The 26,569-nt window shown below is 72.3% G+C and carries 30 protein-coding genes and 1 pseudogene; 18 read left to right on the top strand and 13 right to left on the bottom strand.

What is annotated here, in order from left to right; translation table 11 throughout:
- Positions 1-135: 135 nt before the first annotated feature.
- The 3 genes from ABZ671_RS06065 (at position 136) to ABZ671_RS06055 (ending at position 2,083) form a co-directional block, all read left to right on the top strand.
- Entirely contained in the window at positions 136-834 is a 699-nt protein-coding gene (locus ABZ671_RS06065; protein WP_357852006.1) for an MFS transporter, read from the top strand.
- A 64-nt stretch (positions 835-898) separates the two neighbouring features.
- Positions 899-1,150 carry a hypothetical protein gene (locus tag ABZ671_RS06060; protein WP_357852003.1) on the top strand — a complete coding sequence of 84 codons (252 nt, stop codon included), beginning with the start codon at positions 899-901 and terminating at the stop codon, positions 1,148-1,150.
- A 99-nt stretch (positions 1,151-1,249) separates the two neighbouring features.
- Positions 1,250-2,083: a phosphoribosylaminoimidazolesuccinocarboxamide synthase gene (locus ABZ671_RS06055; RefSeq protein WP_357852000.1), complete on the top strand. Its 834-nt coding sequence runs from the start codon at positions 1,250-1,252 to the stop codon at positions 2,081-2,083.
- Positions 2,084-2,103: 20 nt separating this feature from the next.
- On the opposite strand, the gene ABZ671_RS06050 is transcribed toward ABZ671_RS06055, so the two are convergent.
- Both ABZ671_RS06050 and ABZ671_RS06045 read right to left on the bottom strand, forming a co-directional pair.
- A complete protein-coding gene (locus tag ABZ671_RS06050; protein WP_357851997.1) occupies positions 2,104-2,979 on the bottom strand; it encodes a hypothetical protein in 876 nt (291 codons plus the stop codon).
- Between the two features lie 12 nt (positions 2,980-2,991).
- Positions 2,992-3,285 (bottom strand): hypothetical protein, encoded by a 294-nt coding sequence (locus ABZ671_RS06045; protein ID WP_357851994.1) that lies wholly within the window; start codon positions 3,283-3,285, stop codon positions 2,992-2,994.
- A 102-nt stretch (positions 3,286-3,387) separates the two neighbouring features.
- Between ABZ671_RS06045 and ABZ671_RS06040 the strand changes: the two genes are divergently transcribed.
- Positions 3,388-3,849, top strand: coding sequence for a hypothetical protein (locus ABZ671_RS06040; protein ID WP_357851991.1), 462 nt, complete (start codon positions 3,388-3,390; stop codon positions 3,847-3,849).
- A gap of 34 nt (positions 3,850-3,883) precedes the next feature.
- Here the strand turns inward: ABZ671_RS06040 and ABZ671_RS06035 are convergent, their stop codons facing one another.
- The 3 genes from ABZ671_RS06035 to glpK all read right to left on the bottom strand — a co-directional run bounded on the left by ABZ671_RS06035 (position 3,884) and on the right by glpK (position 6,372).
- Positions 3,884-4,336, bottom strand: coding sequence for a hypothetical protein (locus ABZ671_RS06035; RefSeq protein ID WP_357851988.1), 453 nt, complete (start codon positions 4,334-4,336; stop codon positions 3,884-3,886).
- A gap of 80 nt (positions 4,337-4,416) precedes the next feature.
- Positions 4,417-4,839 (bottom strand): DUF3592 domain-containing protein, encoded by a 423-nt coding sequence (locus ABZ671_RS06030; RefSeq protein ID WP_357851985.1) that lies wholly within the window; start codon positions 4,837-4,839, stop codon positions 4,417-4,419.
- A 48-nt stretch (positions 4,840-4,887) separates the two neighbouring features.
- Positions 4,888-6,372: a glycerol kinase GlpK gene (glpK, locus tag ABZ671_RS06025; protein ID WP_357851982.1), complete on the bottom strand. Its 1,485-nt coding sequence runs from the start codon at positions 6,370-6,372 to the stop codon at positions 4,888-4,890.
- Positions 6,373-6,437: 65 nt separating this feature from the next.
- Here glpK and ABZ671_RS06020 point away from each other — a divergent pair, with 65 nt between their 5' ends.
- Entirely contained in the window at positions 6,438-7,376 is a 939-nt protein-coding gene (locus ABZ671_RS06020; protein ID WP_357851979.1) for a ribose-phosphate pyrophosphokinase, read from the top strand.
- Positions 7,377-7,415: 39 nt separating this feature from the next.
- Here ABZ671_RS06020 and ABZ671_RS06015 read toward each other — a convergent pair whose 3' ends face one another.
- A complete protein-coding gene (locus tag ABZ671_RS06015; RefSeq protein WP_357851976.1) occupies positions 7,416-7,868 on the bottom strand; it encodes an ATP-binding protein in 453 nt (150 codons plus the stop codon).
- Between the two features lie 115 nt (positions 7,869-7,983).
- Here ABZ671_RS06015 and ABZ671_RS06010 point away from each other — a divergent pair, with 115 nt between their 5' ends.
- Both ABZ671_RS06010 and ABZ671_RS06005 read left to right on the top strand, forming a co-directional pair.
- A complete protein-coding gene (locus ABZ671_RS06010) occupies positions 7,984-9,123 on the top strand; it encodes a DUF5931 domain-containing protein (RefSeq protein WP_357851972.1) in 1,140 nt (379 codons plus the stop codon).
- Entirely contained in the window at positions 9,120-9,770 is a 651-nt protein-coding gene (locus tag ABZ671_RS06005; RefSeq protein ID WP_357851969.1) for a response regulator transcription factor, read from the top strand. The genes ABZ671_RS06010 and ABZ671_RS06005 overlap by 4 nt, the downstream gene beginning before the upstream one ends.
- 4 nt (positions 9,771-9,774) lie before the next feature.
- On the opposite strand, the gene ABZ671_RS06000 is transcribed toward ABZ671_RS06005, so the two are convergent.
- The gene (locus ABZ671_RS06000; RefSeq protein WP_357851966.1) at positions 9,775-10,350 is read right to left on the bottom strand and encodes a DUF5709 domain-containing protein; all 576 of its coding nucleotides are present in this window, start codon (positions 10,348-10,350) and stop codon (positions 9,775-9,777) included.
- A 210-nt stretch (positions 10,351-10,560) separates the two neighbouring features.
- On the opposite strand from ABZ671_RS06000, the gene ABZ671_RS05995 reads away from it, so the two are divergent.
- Positions 10,561-11,757, top strand: a complete 1,197-nt coding sequence (locus tag ABZ671_RS05995) for a glycosyltransferase (RefSeq protein WP_357851963.1) — start codon at positions 10,561-10,563, stop codon at positions 11,755-11,757.
- Positions 11,758-11,762: 5 nt separating this feature from the next.
- On the opposite strand, the pseudogene ABZ671_RS05990 reads toward ABZ671_RS05995, so the two are convergent.
- The 4 genes and pseudogenes from ABZ671_RS05990 to aroA form a co-directional block, all read right to left on the bottom strand.
- Positions 11,763-12,648 (bottom strand): annotated as a pseudogene (locus ABZ671_RS05990) (hypothetical protein); the annotation flags it as partial.
- 61 nt (positions 12,649-12,709) lie between these two features.
- Entirely contained in the window at positions 12,710-13,528 is an 819-nt protein-coding gene (gene hisN, locus ABZ671_RS05985) for a histidinol-phosphatase (protein ID WP_357851960.1), read from the bottom strand.
- A gap of 43 nt (positions 13,529-13,571) precedes the next feature.
- Positions 13,572-14,702: a ribosome small subunit-dependent GTPase A gene (rsgA, locus tag ABZ671_RS05980; RefSeq protein WP_357851958.1), complete on the bottom strand. Its 1,131-nt coding sequence runs from the start codon at positions 14,700-14,702 to the stop codon at positions 13,572-13,574.
- Positions 14,672-15,973, bottom strand: coding sequence for a 3-phosphoshikimate 1-carboxyvinyltransferase (gene aroA, locus ABZ671_RS05975; protein WP_357851955.1), 1,302 nt, complete (start codon positions 15,971-15,973; stop codon positions 14,672-14,674). Before aroA ends, rsgA begins: the two co-directional genes overlap by 31 nt.
- A 101-nt stretch (positions 15,974-16,074) precedes the next feature.
- On the opposite strand from aroA, the gene ABZ671_RS05970 reads away from it, so the two are divergent.
- The 9 genes from ABZ671_RS05970 (at position 16,075) to ABZ671_RS05930 (ending at position 23,898) form a co-directional block, all read left to right on the top strand.
- Positions 16,075-16,785, top strand: a complete 711-nt coding sequence (locus tag ABZ671_RS05970) for an SOS response-associated peptidase (protein ID WP_357851952.1) — start codon at positions 16,075-16,077, stop codon at positions 16,783-16,785.
- Positions 16,786-16,994: 209 nt separating this feature from the next.
- Positions 16,995-17,387, top strand: a complete 393-nt coding sequence (locus ABZ671_RS05965) for a WhiB family transcriptional regulator (RefSeq protein WP_357851949.1) — start codon at positions 16,995-16,997, stop codon at positions 17,385-17,387.
- A 122-nt stretch (positions 17,388-17,509) separates the two neighbouring features.
- Complete coding sequence (locus ABZ671_RS05960; RefSeq protein WP_357851946.1) at positions 17,510-18,130, top strand: alpha/beta family hydrolase; 621 nt, start codon at positions 17,510-17,512, stop codon at positions 18,128-18,130.
- Between the two features lie 233 nt (positions 18,131-18,363).
- Positions 18,364-19,170, top strand: a complete 807-nt coding sequence (locus ABZ671_RS05955; RefSeq protein WP_357851943.1) for a sigma-70 family RNA polymerase sigma factor — start codon at positions 18,364-18,366, stop codon at positions 19,168-19,170.
- Positions 19,167-19,454 (top strand): mycothiol system anti-sigma-R factor, encoded by a 288-nt coding sequence (gene rsrA, locus ABZ671_RS05950; RefSeq protein ID WP_357851940.1) that lies wholly within the window; start codon positions 19,167-19,169, stop codon positions 19,452-19,454. Before ABZ671_RS05955 ends, rsrA begins: the two co-directional genes overlap by 4 nt.
- A gap of 186 nt (positions 19,455-19,640) precedes the next feature.
- A complete protein-coding gene (locus ABZ671_RS05945; protein ID WP_357851938.1) occupies positions 19,641-20,648 on the top strand; it encodes an ABC transporter permease in 1,008 nt (335 codons plus the stop codon).
- Between the two features lie 175 nt (positions 20,649-20,823).
- The gene (locus ABZ671_RS05940; RefSeq protein WP_357852589.1) at positions 20,824-21,765 is read left to right on the top strand and encodes an ABC transporter permease; all 942 of its coding nucleotides are present in this window, start codon (positions 20,824-20,826) and stop codon (positions 21,763-21,765) included.
- Between the two features lie 52 nt (positions 21,766-21,817).
- Positions 21,818-22,804: an ABC transporter ATP-binding protein gene (locus ABZ671_RS05935; RefSeq protein WP_357851935.1), complete on the top strand. Its 987-nt coding sequence runs from the start codon at positions 21,818-21,820 to the stop codon at positions 22,802-22,804.
- Positions 22,801-23,898: an ABC transporter ATP-binding protein gene (locus ABZ671_RS05930; protein WP_357851932.1), complete on the top strand. Its 1,098-nt coding sequence runs from the start codon at positions 22,801-22,803 to the stop codon at positions 23,896-23,898. Before ABZ671_RS05935 ends, ABZ671_RS05930 begins: the two co-directional genes overlap by 4 nt.
- A gap of 51 nt (positions 23,899-23,949) precedes the next feature.
- Here the strand turns inward: ABZ671_RS05930 and ABZ671_RS05925 are convergent, their stop codons facing one another.
- Positions 23,950-24,330: a hypothetical protein gene (locus ABZ671_RS05925; RefSeq protein ID WP_357851929.1), complete on the bottom strand. Its 381-nt coding sequence runs from the start codon at positions 24,328-24,330 to the stop codon at positions 23,950-23,952.
- Positions 24,327-24,992 carry an HNH endonuclease family protein gene (locus ABZ671_RS05920; RefSeq protein ID WP_357851926.1) on the bottom strand — a complete coding sequence of 222 codons (666 nt, stop codon included), beginning with the start codon at positions 24,990-24,992 and terminating at the stop codon, positions 24,327-24,329. Before ABZ671_RS05920 ends, ABZ671_RS05925 begins: the two co-directional genes overlap by 4 nt.
- Positions 24,993-25,100: 108 nt before the next feature.
- Here ABZ671_RS05920 and ABZ671_RS05915 point away from each other — a divergent pair, with 108 nt between their 5' ends.
- Entirely contained in the window at positions 25,101-26,564 is a 1,464-nt protein-coding gene (locus tag ABZ671_RS05915) for an MFS transporter (protein ID WP_357851923.1), read from the top strand.
- Positions 26,565-26,569 lie beyond the last annotated feature (5 nt).

Here is a 26,569-nt window from a genome sequence, read left to right as displayed (position 1 = left end):
GCGACCGGATCTCCGAGCTGGCCTTCCCGCTCCTCGCGGTGCTCGTGCTCGACGCCACCGCCGCCCAGGTGTCGGTGCTGACCGCCCTGGTGTGGCTACATCGGCCGGATCCGGCGGGACCGGCCGGCACCGATCGTGGAGGCCGACGATTCCCGGCCGGCGGCGTTGTGGCGGCAGGCACGGGACGGGCTGACGTTCACGCTCCGGCATCCCGTGCTCCGGGCGGCCCTCGGCTGCACCACGACGGTCAACTATTTCAGCTTCGTCTTCAGCGCGTTGCTCGTGCTCTTCGCCAGCCGTACGCTCGGCCTACCCGCCGGGCTGCTCGGCCTCGCCCTGGGAGCCGGCGCGGTCGGCGGCCTGCTGGGCGCGGTGATCGCCCCGCGGCTGTCCGTCCGCATCGGCGTGGGCCGCAGCATCACGATCGGCGCCGTCGTCTTCCCGGCCTCGATCCTCCTGGTCGCCGTCGCCGGGGGACCGCTCTGGTCGAGGGCGCTGCTGGTGGGCGGGGCGGAGTTCCTCTCCGGGCTGGGTGTGATGCTGTTCGACGTCAACCTCAACGCCCTCAACGCCACCGTTATCCCCGACGGCCTGCGCAGCCGGGTGGCCGGGGCCTACTCCGCGGTCAACTACGGGATCCGGCCGCTGGGCGCGCTGACCGGCGGCGTGCTCGGCAGCTGGCTCGGCCTGCGACCCACGCTGTGGATCGCGGCGATCGGCGGCACGCTGTGCGTACTGTGGCTGCTGCCCTCGCCGATCCCGGCGGTGCGTTCGCTGGAGCATGTCGACGGGCTCGACGGCGACCGGGTCGATCTCACCGTCGCCGGCGCGTGATCCCGCCGGCGGTGTTCGCCTCCCCGCCCGGTCCCGGTTTGCGTGGCTCAGCGAGGATGACGGTATGTCTGCTTGGAACAGGTGGTGGGGCCGGCTCGGTGCGGTCCTCGGTACGGTCGCGCTCTCGGCGTTCGTGCCGGTCGCGGCGTGGGCGTCCACGGGAAGCGGCGAGGTGGTGACGGACGTTGCCCGACGGCGGGGCGGCTTCGGCTTCCTCGGGTTGCTCTGCTGCCTGCTGGTGGTCGGGGTGATCGTGGCGATCGTGCTGCTGATGATGCAGCTGATGCGCAACCGGCGGGGCGGCCCGCCGCGCTGACAGACCGGCCCGGCGCGCTGACGCCCGGCCGCCGGCCGGGCCGGTGAGACGGGCGGTGGCCGCGCCGGGCGACCGTCCGGCCCGTGGTGTACTAGCGGCGTGGAACTTCTGCACTCGGGCAAGGTCCGGGACGTCTACGCCGACGGCGACGACCTGATCCTGGTCGCCTCCGACCGCATCTCCATCTACGACGTGGCGCTGCCGACTCCGATCCCGGACAAGGGTCGCCTGCTCACCGCCCTGTCGCTGTGGTGGTTCGAGCAGCTCGCCGACCTGGTGCCGAACCACGTGGTCTCCGCCACCGACGTGCCCGAGGAGTTCGCCGGCCGGGCGATGCGCTGCCGGCGGCTGGAGATGGTCCCGGTCGAATGCGTGGCCCGGGGCTACCTCACCGGCGGTGGGTTCGAGGAATACCGCCGCACCGGCGCGGTCTCCGGTGTCGAGCTGCCCCGGGGCCTGGTGGAGGCGTCGATCCTGCCCGAGCCGATCTTCACCCCGTCGACCAAGGCCCCCAAGGGCGAGCACGACGAGCCGATCACCTACGCGCAGGTGGTCGACAAGCTCGGCGCGGAGACCGCCGCGCGGCTGCGGCAGATCACCATCGACGTCTACCGGCGCGGCGCGGAAATCGCCGCCGAGCGGGGCATCCTGATCGCCGACACCAAGATCGAGCTGGGCTGGACGCCGGACGGCAGCCTGATCCTCGCCGACGAGCTGCTCACCTCCGACTCGTCCCGGTTCTGGCCGGCCGAGTCGTACCAGCCGGGCCGGGCCCAGTTCTCCTACGACAAGCAGTACGTCCGGGACTGGGCCACCGACAGCGGCTGGGATCGGCAGTCGCCGGCGCCCGAGGTGCCCGCCGAGGTGGTCGAGGCAACCCGGGCGCGCTACGTCGACGTCTACGAGAAGCTCACCGGCAACCGCTGGTCCTGAACCCGGCCCGTCGCAGCGGGTCAGTGGTTCCAGGCGTCCTCGCCGAAGAAATGGCCCCAGATGTTGTCCACGAAGCCGCCCGTGCCGTAGGCCGGGTCCCCCTCGTCGTCCTCGCCGGCCGGGACGTACTGCGTCCCGCCGCCGAAGAGCAGGGCTCCCGCCCCGTACGGCGTGCCGCCGACGATCTTGGAGCCGACGAAGTCCCGCTCCGCCTTGGAGAGGAACCCGACGGCCACATTGTCCAGACCGTCGACGGCGGCCTGGACGAGATCCTTCAGCACGTCGGTGTTCCCAGTGCTCAACTGCACCCGCACGTCGACGGCGAGGGCAGCGGCGATGGTGGCGGCGCCGACGGTGGAAACCGTCTCGACAATCGCCTCGATGGACTTCAGCGTGGCCAGCCCCTCGGCGGCGATCGAGTTGGCGGTCGCCTCGGCGGAGGCCGCCGCCGGCGCGCCGACCACGGTGGCTGCCGCCGCCAGGATGAAGGTGGCGAAAGCGAAAAGGATCGTGGAGACCACCACGTACGCGACGACCAGGATGAGCAGCGCCGAAGCGACGCAGATCAGGGTCCCACAGACCAGCAGGGCAACGGCCTGGTCGCAGACCACCTGCACGTCGTACGCCTGCACGTGTTGCCCGAACGCGTTCCGGTCCGCGCCGCTCCACTGCTCCGGCGACACCGCGGAAACCGTATCGGTCAAGCCCTGCCGGACCGAGTCGAGCTGGCGGTAGAGCTCCATCCACTTCCGAGAGATGTCGATCAACGACTCCGGGTCGCACTGGTTCATGTAGACGATCTGAGCGACGGGCCAGGCCGCCGGAATGACCGCGGCGGCGAACGTTATCTCGGCCATGGCCGTCTTGGCGGCCGCAGCTGAACTGCTTGTTGCCATGCCGTCCTCACCTCACCGGATCGCGATTGTGCTGGCCTGTTCCGTCGCTTCCCAGTTGTCGGCGTTGCTGTTCAACCGGGACCGGATCTCGGTGAGGTGGGCCCGCTTGGTGCGCAGCTCCTCCTCCAGGAACTCCACCGCGCCGACGTACGCGAGCGCGAGCTGTGGGACCACCGTGGTGAAGTTGCTGTGTTCGATGGCCCGGGTCTCCTCCAGCAGTCGGGAAGCCTCTTCCAACCCCGACCCGACCTGCTTCTCGATCGCCTCACCCAGGGCGCGAATCGCCACCACGTCAACCTCGATCATCAGCCCTCCCGTGGCGCACCGCCGTTCGCTCTGCGCCGGCCGGGCCCGAGCCTAGCAAGATCGGAAATCGAGGGCTGTCCCGCCGCTGGTAACCTCCGGAGCATGGCATCCCACCCCCCGGCGCCGGTCCCCGGTGGATACACCGAACGGATGGCCGGTCGGCCTCGCTGGCAGCGGATGCTCTTTCCGGTTCTGCTGATCGGCGCGGCCCTGGTGATACCGGTGGGATTCGCCCGGCAAGCGATCAGGGCCGAACAGGTGACCATCCAGGTCGAAGCCTGTGACCTTCATGGACAGAAGGGCACCCGGGCCTGCCGGGGCACCTGGCGACTGGCCGACGGGCGTGCCGTGTCCGGGCCGATCGACGGTGGACTGCAGGATGTCGGTACAGAGATTCGTGGCTGGGGGAACGACGAACGGGCCACCGCCACCATCTTCACCTGGCTGATCGCACCGATCATGATCGGCTCGGCGCTCCTGGTCGGGTTGGGGGCCTTCGCCGTGGTCTGGCTGCGGCTGGCATGGCGGGCCCGCCGGGCGGGCGGCGGCCCGGCCGCACGCTGACCGGCGTCGCGTCAACTCGGGCCGCCGTCCGGCGTCAGACCCCCAGCTGGCGGCGCAGTCGCTCCATCAGCTCGCTGCTCTGCCGCAACGGGCCGCTGACCAGCTCGTTGAGCTGTGCCAGCTTGGCCTGTGCCGCAGCCGGGTCGCCGATCAGCGCCTGCGGTCCGGCCTGGTCGCCCGCGTCGCGTACCGCCTCGGTGGTCTGCCGCTGCAGATCCGCTCGGGCCGACCGGAGCAGCTCCTGCAGCAATTCGGCCAGCTCGGCCGAGGAGCGGCGCATCACCCGGGGGTCGAGCCGCAGCTCGTGGGCAGGGTCGTCGGCGGTGCAGGCCACCTCGATCTGCCCGTCCTCGCTGACCGCCCGGCCGATGAGCCCGGCCAGCCGGCCCCGCAGCTCCTCGCCACGGGTCATCTGCTCGCGCATCCGGGCGGCGATCCGCGCCATCGGGTCGTCGTTTCCCGTCGGCTGCCCGGTGGTAGCGGTCATCTTTGCGTCACCCTCGCATTGTCGTGCCGATCGCGTCTGGCAGACGGTAGCCGGAGTCTGTGCTCCGCGCACCAGTGGGTTCAGAAGGTGTGGAAGGTGTACACCCCGCCGATCACGACGCCGGCGCCCACCAGCAGCAACGCGACGAACGGGATGACCACGGACTCGGTACCGCTGCCTCCGTCGGGGACGACCAGGATCCGCGACGGTCGGGAGGGGTCGTAGACCACAGTGACCGGGTTGCCGTCCGGAGTGAAGGGGGATTGGCGCCACCGACCCGGCGATGACGTCATCAGCATCCCGTCGGTGGTGTGATAGCGCACCACGGGCGTGTAGATCTCGCCGCTTCTGATCTTGCTGACCAGCAGGTCCACCACCTCGCCAGGCACTCGGCGGCCCTCGCGCAGCAGGCGTCGGTCGCGCCAGAACCGGACCGTCCCGTAACCGATCCCGGCCGACCCGAGGCCGGACATGACGAGTAGCACCAGCAGGGGCACGGGCATCTGCCTCTCCGTTCGGTCAAACCGCGCCGCGGGTGATCCGCGTGCGGGTCACTCCACCCAGTCGAGGGTGCGTTGCACGGCCTTGCGCCACTGGCGCAGCTCCCGGTCGCGCAGCGCCGGGTCCATCTCCGGGGTCCACTCCGCGTCGGCGCGCCAGTGTTCGCGCAGGGTGGTCAGGTCCGGCCAGAAGCCGACCGCCAGCCCGGCCGCGTACGCGGCGCCGAGGCTGGTGGTCTCGGTGATCCGGGGACGGACCACCGGCACGTCGAGCACGTCGGCGAGGAACTGCATCAGCAGCGCGTTGTCGGTCATCCCGCCGTCCACCCGTAGCCGGCGCAGCGCCACGTCGGAGTCGGCGTTCATCGCGTCGACCACCTCGCGGGTCTGCCAGCCGGACGCCTCCAGCACCGCCCGGGCCAGGTGCCCCTTGGTGATGTAGCCGGTCAGCCCGGCGATCACGCCCCGGGCGTCGCTGCGCCAGTGCGGCGCGAACAGCCCGGAGAAGGCCGGCACCACGTAGCAGCCGCCGTTGTCGTTGACCGTGCGGGCCAGCTCCTCGACTTGGGGGGCGGTGGAGATCAGACCGAGGTTGTCCCGCAGCCACTGCACCAGCGCGCCGGTGACCGCGATCGCGCCCTCCAGGGCGTAGGAGGCCGGCTGGCCGGCGATCCGGTACGCCACGGTGGTGAGCAGGCCGTGTTGGGAGACGACCGGGCTGGTGCCGGTGTTGAGCAGCAGAAAACTGCCGGTGCCGTAGGTGCACTTGGCCTCGCCGGGCTGGAAGCAGGTCTGTCCGAAAAGGGCGGCCTGCTGGTCGCCGAGCGCGCTGGCCACCGGCACCCCGGCAAGCACCCCGTCAGCGGTGCCGTAGACCTCCGCCGAGCTGCGGATCTCCGGCAGCATCGCGGCCGGCACCCGCAGCGCGTCGAGCAGCTCCGGATCCCAGTCCAGCGTTTTCAGGTTCATCAGCATGGTCCGGCTGGCGTTGGTCACGTCGGTGACATGCCGGCCGGTCAGCTTCCAGATCAGCCAGCTGTCGACCGTGCCGAAGAGGACCTCGCCCCGTTCGGCGCGCGCGCGCAGCCCGTCGACGTGCTCGAGGAGCCAGCGCAGCTTCGGCCCGGCGAAGTAGGTGGCCAGGGTCAGGCCGGTGCGGGCCTGAAGCCGTTCCTCGTCGTACACCTCGGCCAGCTCGCGCAGCAGCGGGCCGGTGCGGGTGTCCTGCCAGACGATGGCGTTGGCGACCGGGCGGCCGGTGGCCCGGTCCCAGACCACGGTGGTCTCCCGCTGGTTGGTGATGCCGACGGCGGCCAGCCCGCTCGGGCCGGCGTCGGCGGCGGCCAGCGCCTCCCGCACGACCTGTTGGACGTTCGCCCAGATCTCCTCGGCGTCGTGCTCCACCCAGCCGGGCTGCGGGAAGAGCTGCCGGTGTTCGCGTTGGGCGACGGAGACGACCTCCCCGGCCCGGTCGAAGACGATGCAGCGCGACGAGGTGGTGCCCTGGTCGATGGCGGCGACGAACTCTCCGGTCACGGCAGCACGGTACCTGCCGGGATCGTCCGTCGCCTGCCGCGCGCCGGCCCGTACGATCGGCAAACGTGCGTGACATTGCCGTATTCAGCGGAACCGCCCACCCGGAGCTCGCCGCCGAGATCTGCGCCCACCTCGATGTTCCGCTGCACCCGGTGCGGGTGTCCCGGTTCGCCAACGACTGCCTGGAGGTGCAGTTGCAGGCGAACTGCCGGGAGCGTGACGTCTTCCTCATCCAGCCGTTGGTGCCGCCGGTGCAGGAGCACCTGGTCGAGCTGCTGCTCATGATCGATGCGGCCCGGGGCGCGTCGGCCGGACGGATCACCGTGGTGCTGCCGCACTACGCGTACGCCCGGTCGGACAAGAAGGACGCGCCGCGCATCTCCATCGGTGGCCGGTTGGTGGCCGACCTGCTCACCTCGGCCGGGGCGCACCGGGTGCTGGCGATGACCCTGCACTCCCCGCAGGTGCACGGCTTCTTCAGCGTCCCGGTGGATCATCTGCACGCGCTGCGCGAGCTGGCCAGCCATTTCCAGGGGTACGACCTGAGCAACACGGTGGTGGTCTCGCCGGACCTCGGCAACGCCAAGGAGGCCGCCGCGTTCGCCCGGATGCTCGGCACGCCGGTCGCGGCCGGCGCGAAGCAGCGGTTCAGCGACGACCGCGTGAAGATCAGCACGGTGATCGGCGACGTGGCGGACCGGGACGTCATCGTGCTCGACGACGAGATCGCCAAGGGCAGCACGGTGATCGAGCTGATCGCCCACCTGCGCGAGTTGAAGGTCCGGACGATCCGGTTGGCCTGCACCCACGGCCTGTTCTCCAGCGGGGCGCTGGAGCGGCTGAGCGAACAGGAGGGGGTGCTGGAGATCGTCTGCACCAACACGGTGCCGATCCCGGCCGAGAAACGGGCGCCGAAGCTGGCGGTGCTGTCGGTGGCGCCGGCCCTGGCCGAGGCGATGCGGCGAATCCACAACGGCGAGTCGGTGAGCGCGCTCTTCGCCTGATGCCCGAGTTAATAGGGGGCCCCTATACAACGCCAGGCGTTAACAAGGGGCCCCTCCTTGCACGAGGGTCGCGGTGATCCGGACGGTTGTGCCCGTCTCGCCGGTGTCGACCACCATGCTGTTGCTCAGTTCGCGGGCGAGCCACAGGCCCCAGCCACCGGCGGTGTCCGGGGTGGGCCGGCTGCGGTCGCTGAGCCGGCGGGCGCTGATCCCATGGCCGTGGTCGGCGACCTCGCAGACGAGTTCCCCGGCCTGGCGCCACAGCCGTAGCCAGCCCCGGCCGCCGCCGTGCCGGACGGCGTTGGTGATCAGCTCGTTGACCGCCAGCACGAAGTCGTCCAGCCGCTGGCCGTGCAGCCCGGCGGCCCGCGCGCAGGAGGTGACCGAGTGCCGCAGCTCGGTCACCTGGGCCCGGTTGAAGGCCTCGGCGATGAGGGGGAAGGGTTCGATGGGCGCAACCGTACGCGGTGCGGGGGTTTCTGCATTCGTCATGGCCCCGTCCCGGCGGTGGATCTCGGCGATTTTCGCGGCATTCCCACCTTACGTCGGGGTTTCTCGGGCCGCACCCACCAGCCCGTTCGGCACCGGCTGTGGCATGGTGTCGCGCATGTCGTCGTCTCCGGGTGGCCTGGAGGGGCCGCTCTGGCGGTCGATCGCGGTGTTCCGGATCGCTTCGCTGGCGTACGTCGGGGTGTTGGTGCTCCGCGACGCCCACCGGTACGCACACCCGCTCGCCGCCGGCGGCGTACTCCTGGTGATGCTGGCCTGGACCGGAGCGACCGCAGCCGGCTATGCGCGTCCGGCCGGGCGGCACTGGCCGTTGCTCCTGGCCGACCTCGGTGTGGTCATGGCGATCATGGTGGCGACCCCGTGGGTGGTGGGCCGCGCGGCGCTCGCCGCCGGCCTGCCCACGCTGACCGTCGCCTGGCTGGCCGGCCCGGTGCTGGCCTGGGCGGTCGCCGGTGGTCGGCGGTGGGGCGCGGTCGGCGCGCTGGTGCTCAGCGGGGTCGACCTGGCCACCCGGGAGCGGATCAACCAGTCCTCGGTCACCGGGGTGATCCTGCTGCTGCTCGCCGGCGTGGTGGTCGGGCACGTCGCCCGACTGGCGGTTACCGCCGAGCAGCGGCTGCAACGGGCGGTGGAGCTGGAATCGGCCACCCGGGAGCGGGAACGGCTGGCCCGGGACATCCACGACTCGGTGCTCCAGGTGCTGGCAATGGTGCAGCGGCGCGGCGCGTACCTGGACGGCGAGGCGGGAGAGCTGGCCCGGCTGGCCGGCGAGCAGGAGGCGGCCCTGCGTGCCCTGATCGGCCGTGCGGGCGCCGCGCCGGGCGAGGAGGGGGCGGGTGAGGAGGGGGCCGACCGGGACCTGCGCGACCTGCTCGACCGGTATTCCTCTGCACTGGTCGAGGTCGCCGCGCCGGCCACCCCGGTGCGGTTGCCCGCGCGAGTGGCCGGCGAGCTGGCCGCCGCCGTCGGAGCGGCGTTGGACAACGTGACCCGGCATGCCGGTGGGCGGGCCTGGGTGCTGATCGAGGACGAGGGGGAGACGGTGACCGTCTCGGTACGCGACGAGGGCCCGGGAATCCCGGAGGGTCGGCTGGCCGAGGCCGCGGCGCAGGGCCGGCTCGGGGTGGCGCAGTCGATCTGCGGCCGAATCGCTGATCTGGGCGGTGAGGTGCGGATCGTCTCCGCCGCCGACGCGGGAACGGAGATCGAGTTGAGTGTGCCGAGGAGCGGCCGATGAGCACCGGCGTACGGGTGATGGTGGTCGACGACCACCCAATGTGGCGGGAGGGGGTGGCCCGCGACCTCACCGAGGCCGGGCACCTGGTGGTGGCGACCAGCGGGGAGGGGCGGCAGGCCGTCCGGGTGGCCGCGGCGGCCCGCCCGGACGTGGTCGTGCTCGACCTGCAACTGCCGGACGTTTCCGGCGTCGAGGTGATCCGCGGGCTGCGCGCCGTGCTGCCCGAGGTGCGGGTGCTGATGCTGTCGGCCAGCGGCGAGCCGCAGAGCGTGCTGGACGCGGTGAAGGCCGGGGCCACCGGTTACCTGGTCAAGTCGGCTGCGCCGGCCGAGTTCCTGGACGCGGTGCGCCGCACCGCGGCCGGCGAGCCGGTCTTCACGCCCGGGCTGGCCGGGCTGGTGCTAGGGGAGTACCGCCGGCTGGCCGCCGCACCGGCCATCGCCCACGACGAGGCGCCCCGGCTCACCGATCGGGAAACCGAGGTGCTGCGGTTGGTGGCCAAGGGCCTGTCGTACAAGCAGATCGCCGGGCGGCTCGGGCTCTCCCATCGGACGGTGCAGAACCATGTGCAGAACACGCTCGGCAAGCTCCAGCTTCACAACCGGGTCGAGCTGACCCGGTACGCCATCGAGCAGGGCCTGGACTGATCGCTCACGGGGTCGCCTCGGGCGGTCGCGTCTCGTGGACGGCCAGCTCCTCGGCGGTCGCCCCGCCGCCGGCCGCGCCGGCGTCGTACCCGATGTTGTCGACCTCCTGGTCCGTGTGCGCGCCCTCGTCCGGCTCGACCAGCCGGCCCACCTGGTGGTCCGCGACGGTGCCGAGCTGACCGTGGTCGTAGAGGGAGACCGGCGAGTGCCGGTCGGAGGTCGGGCCCGGGTCGATCACGTCCGCGTCGAACTGGGCCTGCGCGGCGGCCTCTTCGCTGTCCGCCTCGGCGGCGATGCCCGGGTCGACCGGGCCGGCGAGCGGGTCGTCGGCGGGCCGCTCGTACGCCTCCCGCTGGAGCTTGTAGTCCAGCGACTCGCCGTCGAGTTGCTCCTCGGCGGTGGTCCCGAACCGGTCCACCGCGACCGGGTCGCGGTCGGCGGGAAGCTGGGCGGGCTCGGGACCGTCCGCCTCGCGTCCGGTCAGCACGTCGTCGTTGGCCGTGGAGTCGTCGTCGGCGGTGTCGGGCAGGCCCTCCGCCTCCGGGTCGGACACGGGGGTGGGGTAGTCGTCGTCGCGCATGACCGGTCACTACCCGCCGAGTTGACCGCGTTAACCGGGTCCGGCGGAATGGATCGGGAGGAACGGGCGAAAAGCGGCTAGTTTCGCGCCCCGGCGGGCCAGCGCGGGGCGGACGGTTCCCGATCTGCCAGGTTTCGACGCAGCGGGGCCGGGTTAATGGGACCCTCTGACCGGAGGACCAACGCTGGATTGAACGCGTGGAGGTGCACCATGCGCGTCGGCCTTGTGTGCGCGCACACCGGCCCGTCCGTCGAGGGGTCCACCGTCGGTACCCACCAGCACGTCGCGCGGGTGGCGGCCGAACTCGCCGGGCGGGGTCACGACGTCCGGGTCCACGAACGGCGCGACGAGCCGGGCCAGCCGGAGTCGATCGAGCTGGACGGCTACCGGTTGGAGCGGGTGCCGGTGGGCCCACCGATCCCGCTGGGCACCGCCGAGCTGGTGCCGCACGTGGCCGAGTTCGGCCGCTGGCTGGCGCAGCGGTGGTCCGGTGACTGGACGCCCGAGGTGGTGCACGGGCACTACTGGGTCGGTGGTCTGGCCGCCGCCCACGCCGTACGGGAGACCGACATCCCGGTCGTGCAGACCTTCCACTCGCTCGGCATCGAGCAGCTGCGCCACCTCGGTCAGCGCTACGACGGGCCGGGGGAGCGGATCCCGCTGGAGCGGGCGTTGACCCGGGCGGTGGACATCGCGGTCGCCCAGTGCAACGACGAGGTCGACGAGCTGACCCGGATGGGGCTCCAGCGCACCGCGGTGGCGATGGTGCCGACCGGGGTGGACACCACGTGTTTCCATCCGGACGGCGAGGCGGCGCCCCGGGACCAACGGCCCCGGATCCTCTCCGTCGGTGGGCTCTCGCCCGGGCACGGCCAGGAGGACGTGATCCGGGCGATGCGGCTGGTCGGCGACGCCGAGCTGGTGGTCGTCGGCGGTCCGCCCGCCGCGCGGCTCGCCGAGCACGCCGAGGCGTGCCGGTTGCGTGAGCTGGCCGACCGGACCGGGGTGGCCGACCAGGTGAAGCTGGTCGGTGCCGTCCCGCACGATCAGATGGCGACCTGGTACCGCTCCGCCGACGTGGTCGCCTGCACGCCGCACTACTCCTCGGCCGGACGGGTGTCGCTGGAGGCGATGGCCTGCGGGGTGCCGGTGGTCGGCTACGCGATGGGTGGCCTCGCCGACGCGGTGGTCGACGAGGTGACCGGAAAACTCGTCCCGCCCGGAGACGTCCGTGCCCTCGGGGTGACCCTGCGTCGGCTGCTGGCCGACAACGCCGGGCGGTTCGCGTACGGGCACGCCGCAGTAGACCGGGTGCGCTGCAGCTACACCTGGGAACGGACCGCCGGTGCGCTGGAACGGCTCTACGAGCGGGTGGTCAGCCGGCGCAGGCCGGTCGAGGCGGCCTGAGGTCAGCGGCGCGGTGGCCTGAGGTCAGCGGCGCGGCGGGGCGGCCGTGCCGGCGGCGATCATCGGGCGTTTGCGGTCGCGGGCGGAAGGGTGCTGGTGCTGCGGCTCGGCGTACCGGGTCAGGCCGACGACCGAGACCAGCGTGGCCAGGAAGCCGACGCCGGCCAGCCACTCCCGTCCGGGCCAGATCCGGTCGTTGAGCAGCAGCAGGCCGATGATCGCCGCGGGGATCGCCCCGGCGGCGTCCATCGCGGCCACCGCCGCCGTGGTGGAGCCGCGTTGCATGGCCAGGCCGAGCAGCAGCTGCCCGACCACCGAGTGAGCGATCAGCAGATAGAGCAGCGGGTCGCGGACGAACGCCTCCGCCGAGTCGGCCGAGGCGAGCGGCCGGGCGGCCACCGCCGCGGCGGAGAACGCCATCCCGGCCAGCGAGCCGAGCGCCACCGACCCGGGAGCGCCGCGCAGCCGGGCGCTGAAGAAGCCGAGCACGGCGATCACGATGAGCGCCGCCGCCAGGCCGGCGAGCCCCGCGGGACCGAGCTGCCGGGACGGCGCGGGCTCGGCGGCGAGCACCAGCGCGGTGATCCCGGCGAAGAGCAGCACGAGCAGGAGCACCTCGGCGACCGGAAGGCGCCACTTGAGCACCAGCACACCGAGCAGGGCGGTCACCCCGAGCCCGGCCGCCACGCTGGCCTGGACCAGGAACAGCGGCAGGTCGCGACGGGCCAGGAAGGCCAGTATGAAGCCGGCCATCTGGCAGATCAGCCCGACCAGGTAGGTCCGGTGGCCGGCCAGCCGTAGCAGCAGCCCCGGGTCGAAGGTGTGGTGCACGGTCGTGCGCGCCGCGGCCACCGACTGAAGCAGGTTGGCGAAGCCGTACGCGACGATCATCGCCGCCAGGAAACACCAACCGTAGGACGCCACCTGGCGAGGATAGAGGACCGCTGCCGGGTCAGCGCGCGGCTGGTGGGCCGAGCCGGGCCAGGATGTCCTCGTGCAGTGCGCCGTTGGTGGCGATCGCGCTGAATTCGCCGGCGCTGGCCCCGCCCGGGACGGGTCGGCCGGCCACGTCGGTGAAGGTGCCGCCCGCCTCGGTGACGATCGGGACCAGGGCGGCGATGTCCCAGAGGGACAGCTCCGGCTCCACCATCACGTCCAGTGCCCCCTCGGCCAGCAGCATGTAGCCGTAGAAGTCGCCGTACGCCCGGCTGCGCCAGGTGTCGCGCATGATCTGGAGCACGGCGTCCAGCCGGCCCGCCTCCTCCCAACCCGTCAGCGAGGAGTAGCAGAAGCTCGCGTCGGCCAATTCCGTGACGCCGGACACCCGGATCGGCGTGCCGGCACCCAGGTCGGGGCCGGCGTACGCGCCCTCGCCCTGGGCGGCCCACCAGCGTCGGCCGAGCGCCGGGGCGGAGACCAGGCCGAGCACCGGACGGTCGGCCTCCAGCAGGGCGATCAGGGTGCCCCAGACCGGTACGCCCCGGACGAAGTTCTTCGTGCCGTCGATCGGGTCGATCACCCAGCGTCGCCCGTCGGGGCCGGTGGCGGGTTGCTCGCCGTACTCCTCGCCGAGCAGGCCGTCGCCCGGTCGGTGCTCGGCCAGCAGCGCGCGGATCGCCCGCTCGACGGCGGTGTCCGCGTCGGTGACCGGGGTCAGGTCCGGCTTGGCTTCGACCCGCAGGTCGAGGGCGCGGAACCGGGCCGTGGAGATGGCGTCGGCGGCGTCGGCGAGCAGGTGGGCGAGGGCGAGATCGTCGGCGTACCCGGTCATGCCGGACACGGTAGCTGTCTTCCTGAGGTCGGCGTTCCGCCGGTCAGGAACCGGCGAGCGGATCGCCGGGGTTGCGGTCGGGCTCGCGCGGGTCGCCCTCGCCGGACCGGGAGGCCAGCAGCCGCCGGTACGACGCCAGCCGGCGCGGGTCGGCCTTGCCGGCGGCCACCCAGGCGTCCAGCGCGCAGTCTTCCTCGTCGGCGGTGTGTGGGCAGTTCGCCGGGCAGTCGACCGTCGCCTCCACCAGGTCGGGGAAGCCGTGCAGCAGGCTCTCCGCCGAGACGTGCGCCAGCCCGAAGCTGCGCACCCCGGGGGTGTCGATGATCCACCCAGGGTCGCCGTCGGAACCCGGCAGCGCGGGCAGCCGCAGCGCCACCGCGCTGGTCGAGGTGTGCCGGCCCCGGCCGATCGCGCTGACCGCGCCCACCGCCCGGTCGGCCTCCGGGACGAGGCGGTTGACCAGCGTCGACTTGCCCACCCCGGAGTGCCCGACCAGCACCGACACCCGCCCGGCGAGCAGCGCGCGCAGCGCGTCCAGCTCCGAGCCCGGCCGGATCAGCACGTACGGCAGCTCCAGCTCGGTGTAGTAGTCGAGGACCGCCTCCGGGCCGGCCAGGTCGGCCTTGGTGAGGCAGAGCAGCGGCTCGATGTCGGCGTCGTACGCGGCCACCAGGCAGCGGTCGATGAACCCGGTGCGCGGTGGCGGGTCGGCCAGCGCGCTGACGATCACCAGTTGGTCGGCGTTGGCGACGACGACCCGTTCCAGCCGGCCCTCGGCGGTGGTCGCGTCGTCCTCGGCGGTACGCCGCAGCACCGAGCTGCGCTCGGCGATCCGGACGATCCGGGCCAGCGCGCCCGGCACGCCCGAAGTGTCACCGACCAGCCCGACCCGGTCACCCACCACCACCGACTTGCGGCCCAGCTCACGCGCGCGCATCGCGGTGACGGTCGGGACGTCCGGCCCGGCGTCGGGCAGCACGCAGGTGTAACGACCCCGGTCGACGGCGATGACGAACCCGTCGACCGCGTTCTCGTGCCGGGGCCGGGTCCGGGTACGCGGGCGCGACGATTTCCCGGGTCGGATCCGGACGTCGTCCTCGTCGTACTCCCGCCGCCTGGTCGCCAGGACGTCCCCCCGTCGCGTCAGCTCTTGCCGGTCACCATTGCCGACCATAGTGCCGGGAACTCCGGCATGGTTTTCGAGGTGCACGTCACGTCGTCCACCTCGATGCCGGGGACGGCCAGCCCGGCCACCGCCGCCGCGTGCGCCATCCGGTGGTCGGCGTACGTCCGGAAGGTCCCGCCGCGCAGCGGGCGGGGGCGGATCTCCAGCCCGTCGGCGGACTCGGTGATGTCCGCGCCCAGCGCGGTGAATTCCCTGGCCAGCGCGGCGAGCCGGTCGGTCTCGTGTCCGCGGATGTGCCCGACACCGGTCAGCCGGGACGGCGAGTCGGCGAGCATCGCCAGCGCGGTCAGCGCCGGGGTCAGCTCGCTGACGTCGGAGAGGTCGGCGGTCAGGCCGTGCACGCCGTCGGTGCCCCGGACGGTCAGCCCGGCCGTGGTCAGCGTCACCTCGCCGCCCATCCGGGTCAGCAGGGAGCGGAGCTGCTCGACCGGCTGCATGCTGCTGCGCGGCCAGCCCTGCAGGGTCACCTCGCCGCCGGTGACCAGCGCGGCGGCGAAGAACGGCACGGCACCGGAAAGGTCCGGCTCGATCTCCCAGCCGCGACCGGCCAGCGGGCCGGGCTCCACCGCCCAGACGTCGGGGGCGCCGTCGTCGACCGCGGCCCCGGCGGCGCGGAGCATCTGCACGGTCATCCGCAGGTGCGGCGCGGACGGGACCGGTGGGCCCTCGTGCCGGACCACCAACCCCCGGTCGAAGCGGGGCGCGGCCAGCAGCAGCCCGGAGACGAGCTGACTGGAGGCGGAGGCGTCGATCACCACCTCGCCACCGGCGACCCGGCCGGTGCCGAGGACCGCGAGCGGCAGGCTGCCGCTCGCGGGGGTGTCGATGCGTACGCCGAGGGAGCGCAGCGCCCCGATCAGCGGCCCGAGCGGGCGGACCCGGGCCTGCTGGTCGCCGTCGAAGGTGACCCGGCCCGCCGCGAGCCCGGCCACCGGCGGCAGGAAGCGCATCACCGTGCCGGCCAGGCCGACGTCGACGTGCGCGGGGCCGACCAGCCGGTGCGGCCGAACCAGCCAGCGCTCGTCGTCGGAGATCGACACATGGGCGCCCAACCCGCGCAACCCGCCGGCCATCAACTCGGTGTCCCGGGCGCGCAACGGCCGGTCGAGCGTCGAGGAACCGTTGGCCAGCGCGCTGAGCACCAGGGCCCGGGCGGTCATCGATTTGGACCCGGGCAGGCGCAGCGTGACGGCGACCGGGTCGGTGGCGGTAGGTGCGGTCCACGGCTGCGGCGGCCGGGTCGCGGTCAGATTCCCCACGCCCCCATTCTGCCAACTCGCGGGACCGGTGGAACCGTTCGTCGCGCCTGCTCCCGGCTGTCGGGACAGCCAAAACGTCCCCGGCGAGCTAGCGTTGCGCCATGTGCGGGAGGTACGCGACGACCCGTAGCGCGGGCGACCTGAGCGCGCTGTTCGAGTCGTACGACGAGACCGGCGGGGCGGTCGGCCCGGACTTCAACGTCGCGCCGACCGACCCCGTGCCGCTGGTCCGACTGGCCCCGGAGGGGCACCGGTTGCTCTCCGTCGGCCGCTGGGGCCTGGTGCCGCACTGGTCCCGCAGCGCCGCCGGCGCCGCCCGCATGATCAACGCGCGGGCGGAGACCGTCGCCACCAGTCGGGCGTACGCCCGCTCCTTCGCCCGCCGGCGCTGTCTGGTCCCCGCCGACGGCTGGTACGAGTGGGTCCGCGAGCCGGACGGGCGGCGGCAGCCGTACTACCTGACCCCGGTGGACGGTTCGGTGCTGGCCCTCGCCGGGATCTGGTCGGTCTGGGAATCGGCGGGCTCGGCCCTGCTCAGCTTCAGCGTGTTGACCACCCCGGCGGTCGGCGAGTTGGCCGAGGTGCACGATCGGATGCCGCTGCTGCTGCCCCGACAGCGGTGGGCGTCCTGGCTCGGCCCGGCCGACGAGCCCGCCGCGCTGCTCGCCCCGCCCGCCCCGGAGTGGCTCGCCGGGCTGGAGATCCGTCCGGTCGGCCCGGCGGTCGGCGACGTCCGGAACGACGGGCCCGGGCTCACCGCCCGGGTGTCCCTGACGCGGGGGGAGACGGCCTCGGAAATGACGCTGTTCTGATCATCTCGGCGCATTGTCGTGTGCTGATTTGCCGAGGTTGCGCCCGAAACGTCGCTCGGCTTTTAGGAATGTTTACGGCAGAGGGTTGTCCCCGTGTCCGTAAGTGCGGTACAACACAGCGCCGGCGTTGGGCGTCTGTTCGCACGGGGCGGATGGCACCCATCGATCGCGTGTGATCATTTGCCGGTCCCACGGGGGAGGTGGGTGTATTGACACGGGCGCGTATGCCCCGGCCGCACGAGGTAGCCGCCGCACGACGAGACCCGCGACTGCTCCGGGCGCTGAGTGAGCGGCGGCACGACGAGGCGTGGCGGACCAGAGGTACCTGCCAGAGCGTGGATCCGGAGACGTTCTTTCCGGCACCGAACGAGCCGGCCGACACGGCCGTGGCGCTCTGCCGCAGCTGTGACGTCCAGGGCTCATGCCTGGCCTGGGCGCTGGAGGTGGGCGACTGCCACGGCGTCTGGGGCGGCACCACGCCGCGCGAGCGGCGGGCGATGCTCGTCGCCTGGCGCAGTGAGGTGCAGCCGGATCCGGACGTGGCTGACGAGGCCGGTCCGCCGGTCCGCGACAGCCTGCTCGCACTGGTGCCGTCGCGCTGATTCGCGCACCGTCGCCCGCGTCCCGTCGGGGCGCGGGCGACGGTCTTTTCCATGAGCCGCGCGATTGCGACGCGCGGTGCGGCCGGTACGGTGCGGCGATGTGCCGGACGCAGAATGGGCCGGTGCGGCACAGTGCTCAGCAGATAGAGACGCCCCGCGGCCCGGCCCGCGCCGACACCGACCTGCCGATCGGCCCGGTGGACACGCTGCTCGTGCTGGGGCACGGCGCGGGCGGCGACGTGGACGTGCCAGACCTGCTCGCGGTCCGGGACGCGGTGGTCAGCGCCGGGGTGGGCGTGATCCGGGTGACCCAGCCGTATCGGGTCGCCGGTCGGCGCGCGCCCGCTCCCGCCGGGCACCTCGATGAGGCCTGGCGGGCCGTGTTGGCCGCGCTCCGGGAGCGGCACTCGGCGGTGTCCCGCTGGGTGGTGGGTGGTCGCTCCAGCGGCGCCCGGGTCGCCTGCCGGACCGCCGGCGTCGTCGGCGCGGCCGGCATCGTCGCGCTCGCCTTCCCGCTGCATCCTCCGGCGCGCCCGGAGCGCTCACGCGCCGACGAACTGGCCACCGGCCTGCCCACCCTGGTGGTCAACGGCGACCGTGACCCGTTCGGCGTTCCCGACCCGGGCCCGAGCGTCGAGGTGGTGGTCCGCCCGGGTGAGCGGCACGACCTGCGGCTCGACCCGGCGGGCACCGCCGCAGTGGTCCGCGACTGGTTGCGCGCGCGAGGCTGGGCCGCCGCCTGACGCGTGGCCGCTGTTGTCAAGGGGCGGGCGTGACCGTCGGCGGCAGCGGGTCGTTGCATCGGTTGGTGTCGGGTGCCGGTCGGGCCTCCGAGGCCATTCTCCCAGGCCCTTCCTGGTCCCAGCACCGGTCGCGGCCGGGGCCGGGACCAGGAACGGCGGGCGGCGGCGGAATGTGCCGTCGACGGCGGGCGTTACCACCCCCGGACGACTATTGCAGCCGAGGGGGGTGGCCGGTGCCGATCGAGACACGGAGCCGGGAGCGGGACGAGCGGGACGCACAGGCGCTGAGGCGGCTGCTCGACGCGCCGGAGTGGGCTGCGGCGACGGTGAGTGCCAGCACACCGGCCGGAAGTGAATCTGCGGGCAGGTCAGTACGCGTATCCTCGGCGAGAAAGCATCCGACGCGAGGGGATGTGCGGTTGACCACCGAGAAGACGGACGAGCGCAGGGCCCGTTTCGAGCGGGACGCGATGCCCTTCGTCGATCAGCTCTACGCTGCCGGGCTGCGGATGACGCGGAACCCGGCGGATGCCGAGGACCTGGTCCAGGAGACCTACCTGAAGGCGTACGCCGCCTTCCACCAGTTCGAGCAGGGCACCAACCTCAAGGCCTGGCTCTACCGGATCCTGACCAACACCTACATCAACTCCTATCGGAAGCGGCAGCGCCAGCCCGTGCAGGCGCCCACCGACGAGATCACCGACTGGCAGCTCGCCGAGGCCGAGTCGCACACGTCCAGCGGGCTGCGCTCGGCCGAGACCGAGGCGCTCGACCGGCTGCCGGACAGCGACGTCAAGGAGGCCCTCCAGCAGTTGCCGGAGGAGTTCCGCCTCGCCGTTTACCTGACCGATGTCGAGGGCTTCTCCTACAAGGAGGTCGCCGAGATCATGGGCACGCCGATCGGCACTGTGATGTCGCGACTGCACCGTGGTCGACGTAATCTGCGCAAGCTGCTCGAGCAGTACGCGGCTGAGCGGGGGTTCACCGCCGCGCCGTCGAAGGGTTCGACCGCCACCGCCAGCCGGGAGGTGCGACCGTGAGCTGTGGAAAGCCGCACGAGACGGACTGCCGTGAGGTGATCGCGGAGGTCTACCTCTACCTGGACCTGGAGTGCGCCGATGAGCGGCGCGACCTGATCCGGCACCACCTGGACGAGTGCGGGCCCTGCCTGCGCGAATACGGGATCGAGCAGGAGGTGCGGGCGTTGGTGGCCCGCTGCTGCGGCAACGAGACCGCGCCGGAGCAGTTGCGGGAGCGACTGCGGGCCCGCCTGACCGAACTGGTGGTCTTCGAGACCACCGAGTCGCGCGAACTCACCGACTGAGCGCGAGCGCGACCAGACAAAGACACCGGTGGGGCCGGGGGGGCCGGACCCCGGGCCCCCCCGGGTGGGGGCCCCCCCCGCCGGCGCGGCCGCCCCCGCCCCGCCCGCCCTCCGGGCCCGCGGGCCGGGGCGGGGCCCCCCCGGCCCGGGCCGACCCGCTGTTATCGAGAATCTGGTGTGTGAGAGATGTTGCGTGTCATAGTCCGCCGACTGCTCCAGTTGGTGGTGACCCTGATGGCGCTGTCAGCGCTGATCTTCATCTGGCTGCGGAATCTGCCCGGCGGCCCGGTCGAGGCGCTGCTCGGTGAGCGGGGCACCCCGGAGCGCCGAGCGCTGCTGACGAAGGCGCTCGGCTACGACCAGCCGATCCTGGTGCAGTACGCCAAGTTCATGCAGCGGGTCCTGACCGGCGACTTCGGCAACTCGATCCGGAGCGGCGACCCGGTGACCGAGGTGCTCGGCCGTGCCTTTCCGGCCACCATCGAGCTGGCTCTCGCCGCCATGATCATCGCGATCGGGCTGGGCGTCCCGCTCGGTTACCTCGCCGCCCGCCACCGGGGCCGGCTGCTGGACAATCTGAGCATCGCCGGCACCCTGCTCGGCATCTCGATCCCGATCTTCTTCCTGGGCTACCTGCTCAAGGACGTCTTCACCCAGAACATCCACCTGTTCCCGCCGTCCGGGCGGCTCAGCACCGGCGTGGACAACACCAACGTCACCGGGTTCTTCGTCCTCGACGGGCTGCTCACCCGGGAGTTCGACGTCACCGCCGACGCGCTGTGGCACCTGATCCTGCCGGCGTTCACCCTGGCCACCATCCCGTTGGCGGTGATCGTCCGGATGACTCGGGCCAGCGTGCTGGACGTGCTCAACGAGGACTACGTCCGCACGGCCGAGGCGAAGGGCCTGCGGCACAAGACCATCCGCGGTCGCCACATCCTGCGCAACGCCCTGCTGCCCGTGGTCACCACCATCGGCCTGCAGACCGGCGCGTTGCTCTCCGGCGCGGTGCTGACCGAGAAGGTCTACAACTGGGGCGGCCTCGGCACGCTGATCACCAACTCGATCAGCGGCGGCCGCGACTACCCGGTGCTCCAGGCACTGATCCTGCTGGCCGCAGTGGTCTTCGTGGTGGTCAACCTCCTGGTCGACCTCTCCTACGCCGTCATCGACCCGAGGGTGCGTGTGCGATGAGTGAGCGTAGCGAGGGAATCATCAGGCACAGTGCGGCGGAGCCTCATGCTGCCGCCGAGCGAAGCGAGGTGGCGGCATGAGCGACCCGATCACCCGGCCCGGGGTGGCCGCCCCCCGCGACGGTGCCGACACGCCCGCCGCCGACAAGCGCCGTGAAGACGCGACCGAGCGCGGCATCGGCCGGCTCGGCGACCGCAAGAAGGCGAAGCTGGATGCGCTGGCCCAGGCCAGCGCCGACAAGGGCGGCGTCAGTCTGCTCCGGGACGCGGGTCGCCGGCTGCGACGCAACCCGGTCGCCATGGTCGGCGTGGTCATCGTCGCGGTGTTCGTCCTGGTGGCGGTCTTCGCGCCGCTGCTCGCGCCGCACGACCCGGCGCAGCGTTTCGCCGAGCTGACCAAGAACCTCACCGTCGACAACATCCCCGGCGCCACCGACGGGTTCCCGCTCGGGTCGGACCCGATGGGCCGGGACTTCCTCTCCCGCCTGATCTACGGCAGCCGGCAGACCCTCTTCGTCGGCGTGCTCGCCACGCTGATCGGGCTGGGGCTCGGGGCGCTGATCGGGGCCGTCGCCGGCGCGTTCGGCGGCTGGATCGACAACATTCTGATGCGCCTCACCGACGTGATGCTGGCCCTGCCGGCCCTGCTGCTGGCGATCAGCCTGGTCGCCATGGCCAGCCGGTCGAGCCAGTGGACGGTGATCATGGCGGTGGCCATCGTCAACGTGCCGATCTTCGCCCGGCTGCTGCGCGGGTCGATGCTGGCCCAGCGGGAGAGCGACCACGTGCTGGCCGCTCGGGCGCTGGGCGTGAAGCAGCACTCCATCGTGTTGCGGCACATGCTGCCCAACGCGATGACCGCGGTGATCGTGCAGGCCACGCTGACCCTCTCCACCGCCATCCTGGAGGCCGCCTCGCTCTCCTTCCTCGGTCTCGGCGACCCGGACATCAACCGGGCCGAATGGGGCCTGATGCTCGGTGTGGACGGTGTTCGCTACTTCGAGGTGCGGCCGGAGCTGGCCTACTACCCGGCGTTGGCGATCATCGTGGTCGCGCTCGGCTTCACCCTGCTGGGTGAGGGAATGCGCGAGGCGATCGACCCGAAGAACCGGCGGTGACGGCGATGCGGTGGACCAGCACAGCCGGTACTCGGCGGAAGGAAGTGACCCGATGAGCCTGCTCGACGTACGCGATCTGAGCGTGGTGTTCCAGCGTCGCGGTGAGCGGTCGTTCACCGCGGTCGACAAGGTCAGCTTCAGCGTGGAGCCGGGGCAGACCGTGGGCCTGGTCGGCGAGTCCGGCTGCGGCAAGAGCGTGACCAGCCTGGCGATCATGGGCCTGCTGCCCAAGCGAGGCAATAAGGTCACCGGCCAGGTGATGTTCGACGGCACCGACCTGCTCCAGCTCCGCCCGAGCGACATGCGGGACCGGCGCGGCCGGGACATCGGCATGATCTTCCAGGACCCGCTCTCCTCGCTGAACCCGGTCGTGCCGATCGGCGTCCAGGTGGCCGAGGTGCTGGAGCGGCACCGGGGCATGGATCGCAAGGCGGCGTTGAAGGAGGCCCGGGAGCTGCTCGACGCGGTCGGCATCCCGGACCCGACCCGGCGGCTGAAGGAATATCCGCACCAGATTTCCGGTGGCATGCGCCAGCGCGCGCTGATCGCCATCGCGCTGGCCTGCAAGCCGCGGCTGCTGATCGCCGACGAGCCGACCACCGCGCTCGACGTGACCATTCAGGCGCAGATCCTCACGTTGCTCAAGCAGCTCGTCGACGAGACCGGCACCGCGCTAGTCATGATCACGCACGATCTCGGCGTGGTGGCCGGTCTCTGCGACACGGTCAACGTGCTGTACGGCGGCAAGGTCGTCGAGCGGGCCGCCCGGCACGAGCTGTTCGCCCAGCCACGGCACCCGTACACCCACGGGCTGCTCAATTCCGTGCCGCGGCTGGACGCGCCCCGGGGTGAGCGGCTGCACGCCATCCGCGGCTCGGTGGCCGACAACATCCCGTGGGTGGAGGGGTGCGCGTTCGCCCCCCGCTGCGACCGGGTGGTGGACGCCTGCCTGGAGGGGACGCCCCCGCTCGAACCCAACGCGACCGGCGGCGACCTGCGCTGCAACAACCCCGTTTCCGAGGAGGTGGCGGTGCCGTGACCGAGCGAACCGAACCACTGGTCGAACTGCGCGACGTCAAGGTCCACTTCCCGATCAAGAGCGGTGTGCTCTTCGACCGTACGGTCGGTTACGTCTACGCCGTCGACGGCGTCTCGCTGTCAATCAACAAGGGTGAGACGTACGGCCTGGTGGGCGAGTCGGGGTGTGGCAAGTCCACCCTCGGCCGGGGCCTGCTGCGGCTGGTCGAGCCGACCGACGGGGAAATCGTCTTCGACGGCACCGACGTCCGCTCGCTCAAGGGCGAGACGATGCGCCGGGCCCGCCGCCGGATGCAGATGATCTTCCAGGACCCGCTGTCCAGCCTCGACCCCCGGCAGTCCGTGGAATCGCTGCTGGTCGAGGGGCTCAAGGCGCACGGGCTGGCCGACGACAAGGCGGCCACCGCGAAGCGGCTCCGGGAGACCTTGAACGCGGTCGGGCTGCCCGCCTCGGCGCTGAGCAAGTATCCGCACGAGTTCTCCGGCGGCCAGCGGCAGCGCATCGGCATCGCCCGGGCGCTGGTGCTCGACCCGGACCTCATCGTCGCCGACGAGCCGGTATCCGCGCTGGACGTGTCGATTCAGGCGCAGGTGCTCAACCTGCTGGAAGACCTGCAGAACGAGCGGGGCCTGACGTACCTGATCATCGCCCACGACCTGGCGGTGGTGCGGCACATCGCCGACACCGTCGGGGTGATGTACCTGGGTGGGCTGGTGGAGGAGGCGTCCAGCGACGACCTCTACCGCGAGCCGATGCACCCGTACACCAAGGCGCTCATGTCGGCGGTGCCGGTGCCGGACCCGACGGTGGAGGACCGCCGCGAGCGGATTCTGCTCGCCGGCGACCTGCCCTCGCCGAGCAACCCGCCGGCCGGGTGTCGGTTCCACACCCGTTGCCCCTGGGCTCAGCCGACCCGCTGCGCCGACGAGCGGCCGGCGCTGCGCGAGGTGCTCAGCGGGCACCGGGTGGCCTGCCACTACGCCGAGCAGATCGCCGACGGCCGGATCCGGCCGCACGAGGTGGAGCCGGAGCTGGTCCGACCGGACGAAGGCGCGCCGCCGAGCGAGCCCGGTGAGTTGATCCCGACCCCGTGAGCACAGCACGAGGCCCCCTGCCCGGTCGCGGGCAGGGGGCCTCGTCGCGTCTCAACCCTCCGGACGGTCGAGCAGGGCGACCGCGATGGCGTGCACGGCGTCCAGGCCGGCCGGGTCGGCCAGCGGCACCTTCCCGCCGGTCACCACGTACCACTCGTCGGCATCCTTGTACTGCACGTGCAGGGTGACCTGGCCGTCGGCGTACTCGGTGCACAGGGTCAGCTCGCCGGTCACCACGCCGACCTCGTCGGTCATCACCCCGCCCGGGCCGGCCGTGATGTCGGTGGTCCGCTGCTGCGGGCCGGCGCCCTCCGGGGCGCCGCCGGGCGGGGCGGCGTCGGCGGACATGCCCGCCCCGGGGACATCGGCGCAACCGGGCGGTGTGCCGTCGGCCGTCATCCCGGCCGAGGCGGAACCAGCTTCCTCGCTCATCGGCAGCCCTCCAACATGTCGGCGAGGGCGGCCTTCTCGGCGCTGGTCACCGTCAGCTGCCAGTAGTGCTTGACCGCCACCCAGTCCGTAGCGTACTGGCACCAGTACGCACGGGTCGGCGGCTTCCACTGCGACGGGTCCTGGTCACCCTTGGCCCGGTTGGAGCGCGCGGAGACCGCGATGAGCTGCGGCCGGGTCAGGTCGTTGGCGAAGTCGCCGCGCTTCGAGTCGTCCCACTCGTCCGCGCCGGAGCGCCAGGCGTTGGCCAGTGGCACCACGTGGTCGATGTCCACCTTCGCCGGGTCGTCGAGGACCACGTCGTCGTACCGGCTCTTCCAGCTGCCGCCGACCACGTCGCAGCCGTTGAGCTTGATGTCGTCGCCGTCCTTCTGCAGCACGCTGTCGCGCACGTCGCAGTTCTTGCCGACCTTCCGCCAGTGCGGGAATCGGGACCGGCTGTAGCCCTTCATGGACCCGGCGGCGGCCACGGTCAGTTCGTTGAGTTGCTTGGTGACGGCCCCGGTGCCGCTCCCGGCCCCGGCGCTGTTACTCGTCGATGTCTCCGGCTCGTCGGCCACCGGCACGCAGCCGGCCATGCCCAGGGCGACCACCGCGGCGAGTGCGGCCGCCAGCCCGGCGCGGGCTCCTGATCTCGTACGCACAGACGACACCCCTCCAGCTTGCGTGCTCCTGGCGAGTCCGCACAGTACCCCGAAAGGGTTTCCGCGATTCGTGGCGTCGGTAGTGGAGTGCGGGCAGAGTGATTACTCATGACCCCAGCCACTCCCGCGCTCCGGATGGGCACCGCCGCCGGGCGGGGCACCCTGCTCGCCGCCGTCCTCGCCTCCGGCATGGTGTTCCTGGACAGCACGGTGGTCAACGTGGCGTTGCCCCGGCTCGGGGCGACCCTCAAGGCCAGCGTCGCCGATCTGCAGTGGACGGTGAACGGATACCTGTTGATGTTGGCCGCGTTCGTGCTGCTCGGGGGCGCGCTCGGAGACCGGTTCGGCCGCCGGCGGATCTTCCTGATCGGCGTGACCTGGTTCGCGGCGGCGTCCATGCTCTGCGGGCTGTCCCAGGGGACCGGCTGGCTGATCGTGGCCCGGTTCCTGCAGGGCGCCGGCGGGGCGCTGCTCACCCCCGGTTCGCTCGCCGTGCTCCAGGCCAGCTTCCACCCCGACGACCGGGGACGGGCGATCGGCACCTGGTCCGGGCTGTCCGGGGTCGCCACCGCCCTCGGCCCGCTTCTCGGCGGGTGGCTCATCGATACGCTCTCCTGGCGGTGGATCTTCTTCATCAACCTGCCGCTGGCCGTCGCGGTGGTGCTCGCCGCGCTGCGCTGGGTGCCGGAGAGCCGCGACGTGGCCGCCTCGCGTACCGGGGCGAAGCGGCGGTTCGACATCGTCGGCGCGCTGCTCGGCGCGCTGGGCCTCGGCGGCATCACGTACGCCCTGATCGACGCGCGCGGCGGACGCGTCCCGGCGGTGCTGGCGTCGGTGCTGGTCGGGGTGCTCGCCGCAGTGCTCTTCGTGCTGGTCGAGCGCCGGCGTGGGGAAGCCGCCATGCTGCCCACCAAGCTGTTCGGCAGCCGGCTCTTCTCGGTGCTGAACGTCTTCACCGTGTTGGTGTACGCGGCCCTCGGCGGGTTCACCTTCTTCCTCGCCGTCTATCTGCAGAACGGGATCGGCTGGTCCCCGTTGCTCACCGGGCTGGCCACCGTGCCGATGACACTGCTACTCCTGGTCGGCTCGCCCCGGGCCGGGGCGCTGTCGGCCAGGATCGGCCCGCGGCTGCCGCTGACCGTCGGGCCGGTGCTCGCCGCGGCCGGTCTGCTGCTGCTGCGCCGGGTCGGGCCGGGGGCGTCGTACTGGGTGGATGTGCTGCCCGGGGTGGCCCTGTTCGGGGCAGGCCTGACCCTGGTGGTGGCACCGCTGACCACGTCGGTGCTGGCGGCGGTCGCGGACCGGTTCGCCGGGGTGGCGAGCGGCTTCAACAACGCCGCGTCCCGGGCCGGGAGCCTGCTGGCGGTGGCCGCGTTGCCGCTGCTGGTCGGCCTCTCCGGCACCGGGTACGAGCAGAAGGCGGCGCTGACCGTCGCGTTCCGTGGGGCGATGCTCTGGTGCGCCGGCCTGCTGCTGCTCGGCGCCGCCCTCGCCGGCCTGCTGATCCACCGCCCCACCGGTAAGGAGGGGCCCCCTGTTAACGCCTCCGGTAGAGCAGGGGCCCCTTGTTAACGCCG

This window comes from Micromonospora sp. NPDC006766 (genome assembly GCF_040636055.1).
GTDB lineage: Bacteria > Actinomycetota > Actinomycetes > Mycobacteriales > Micromonosporaceae > Micromonospora.
The sequence above is the reverse complement of the archived record's forward strand: the minus strand, read 5'-3'. Positions and strand labels throughout refer to the sequence as shown.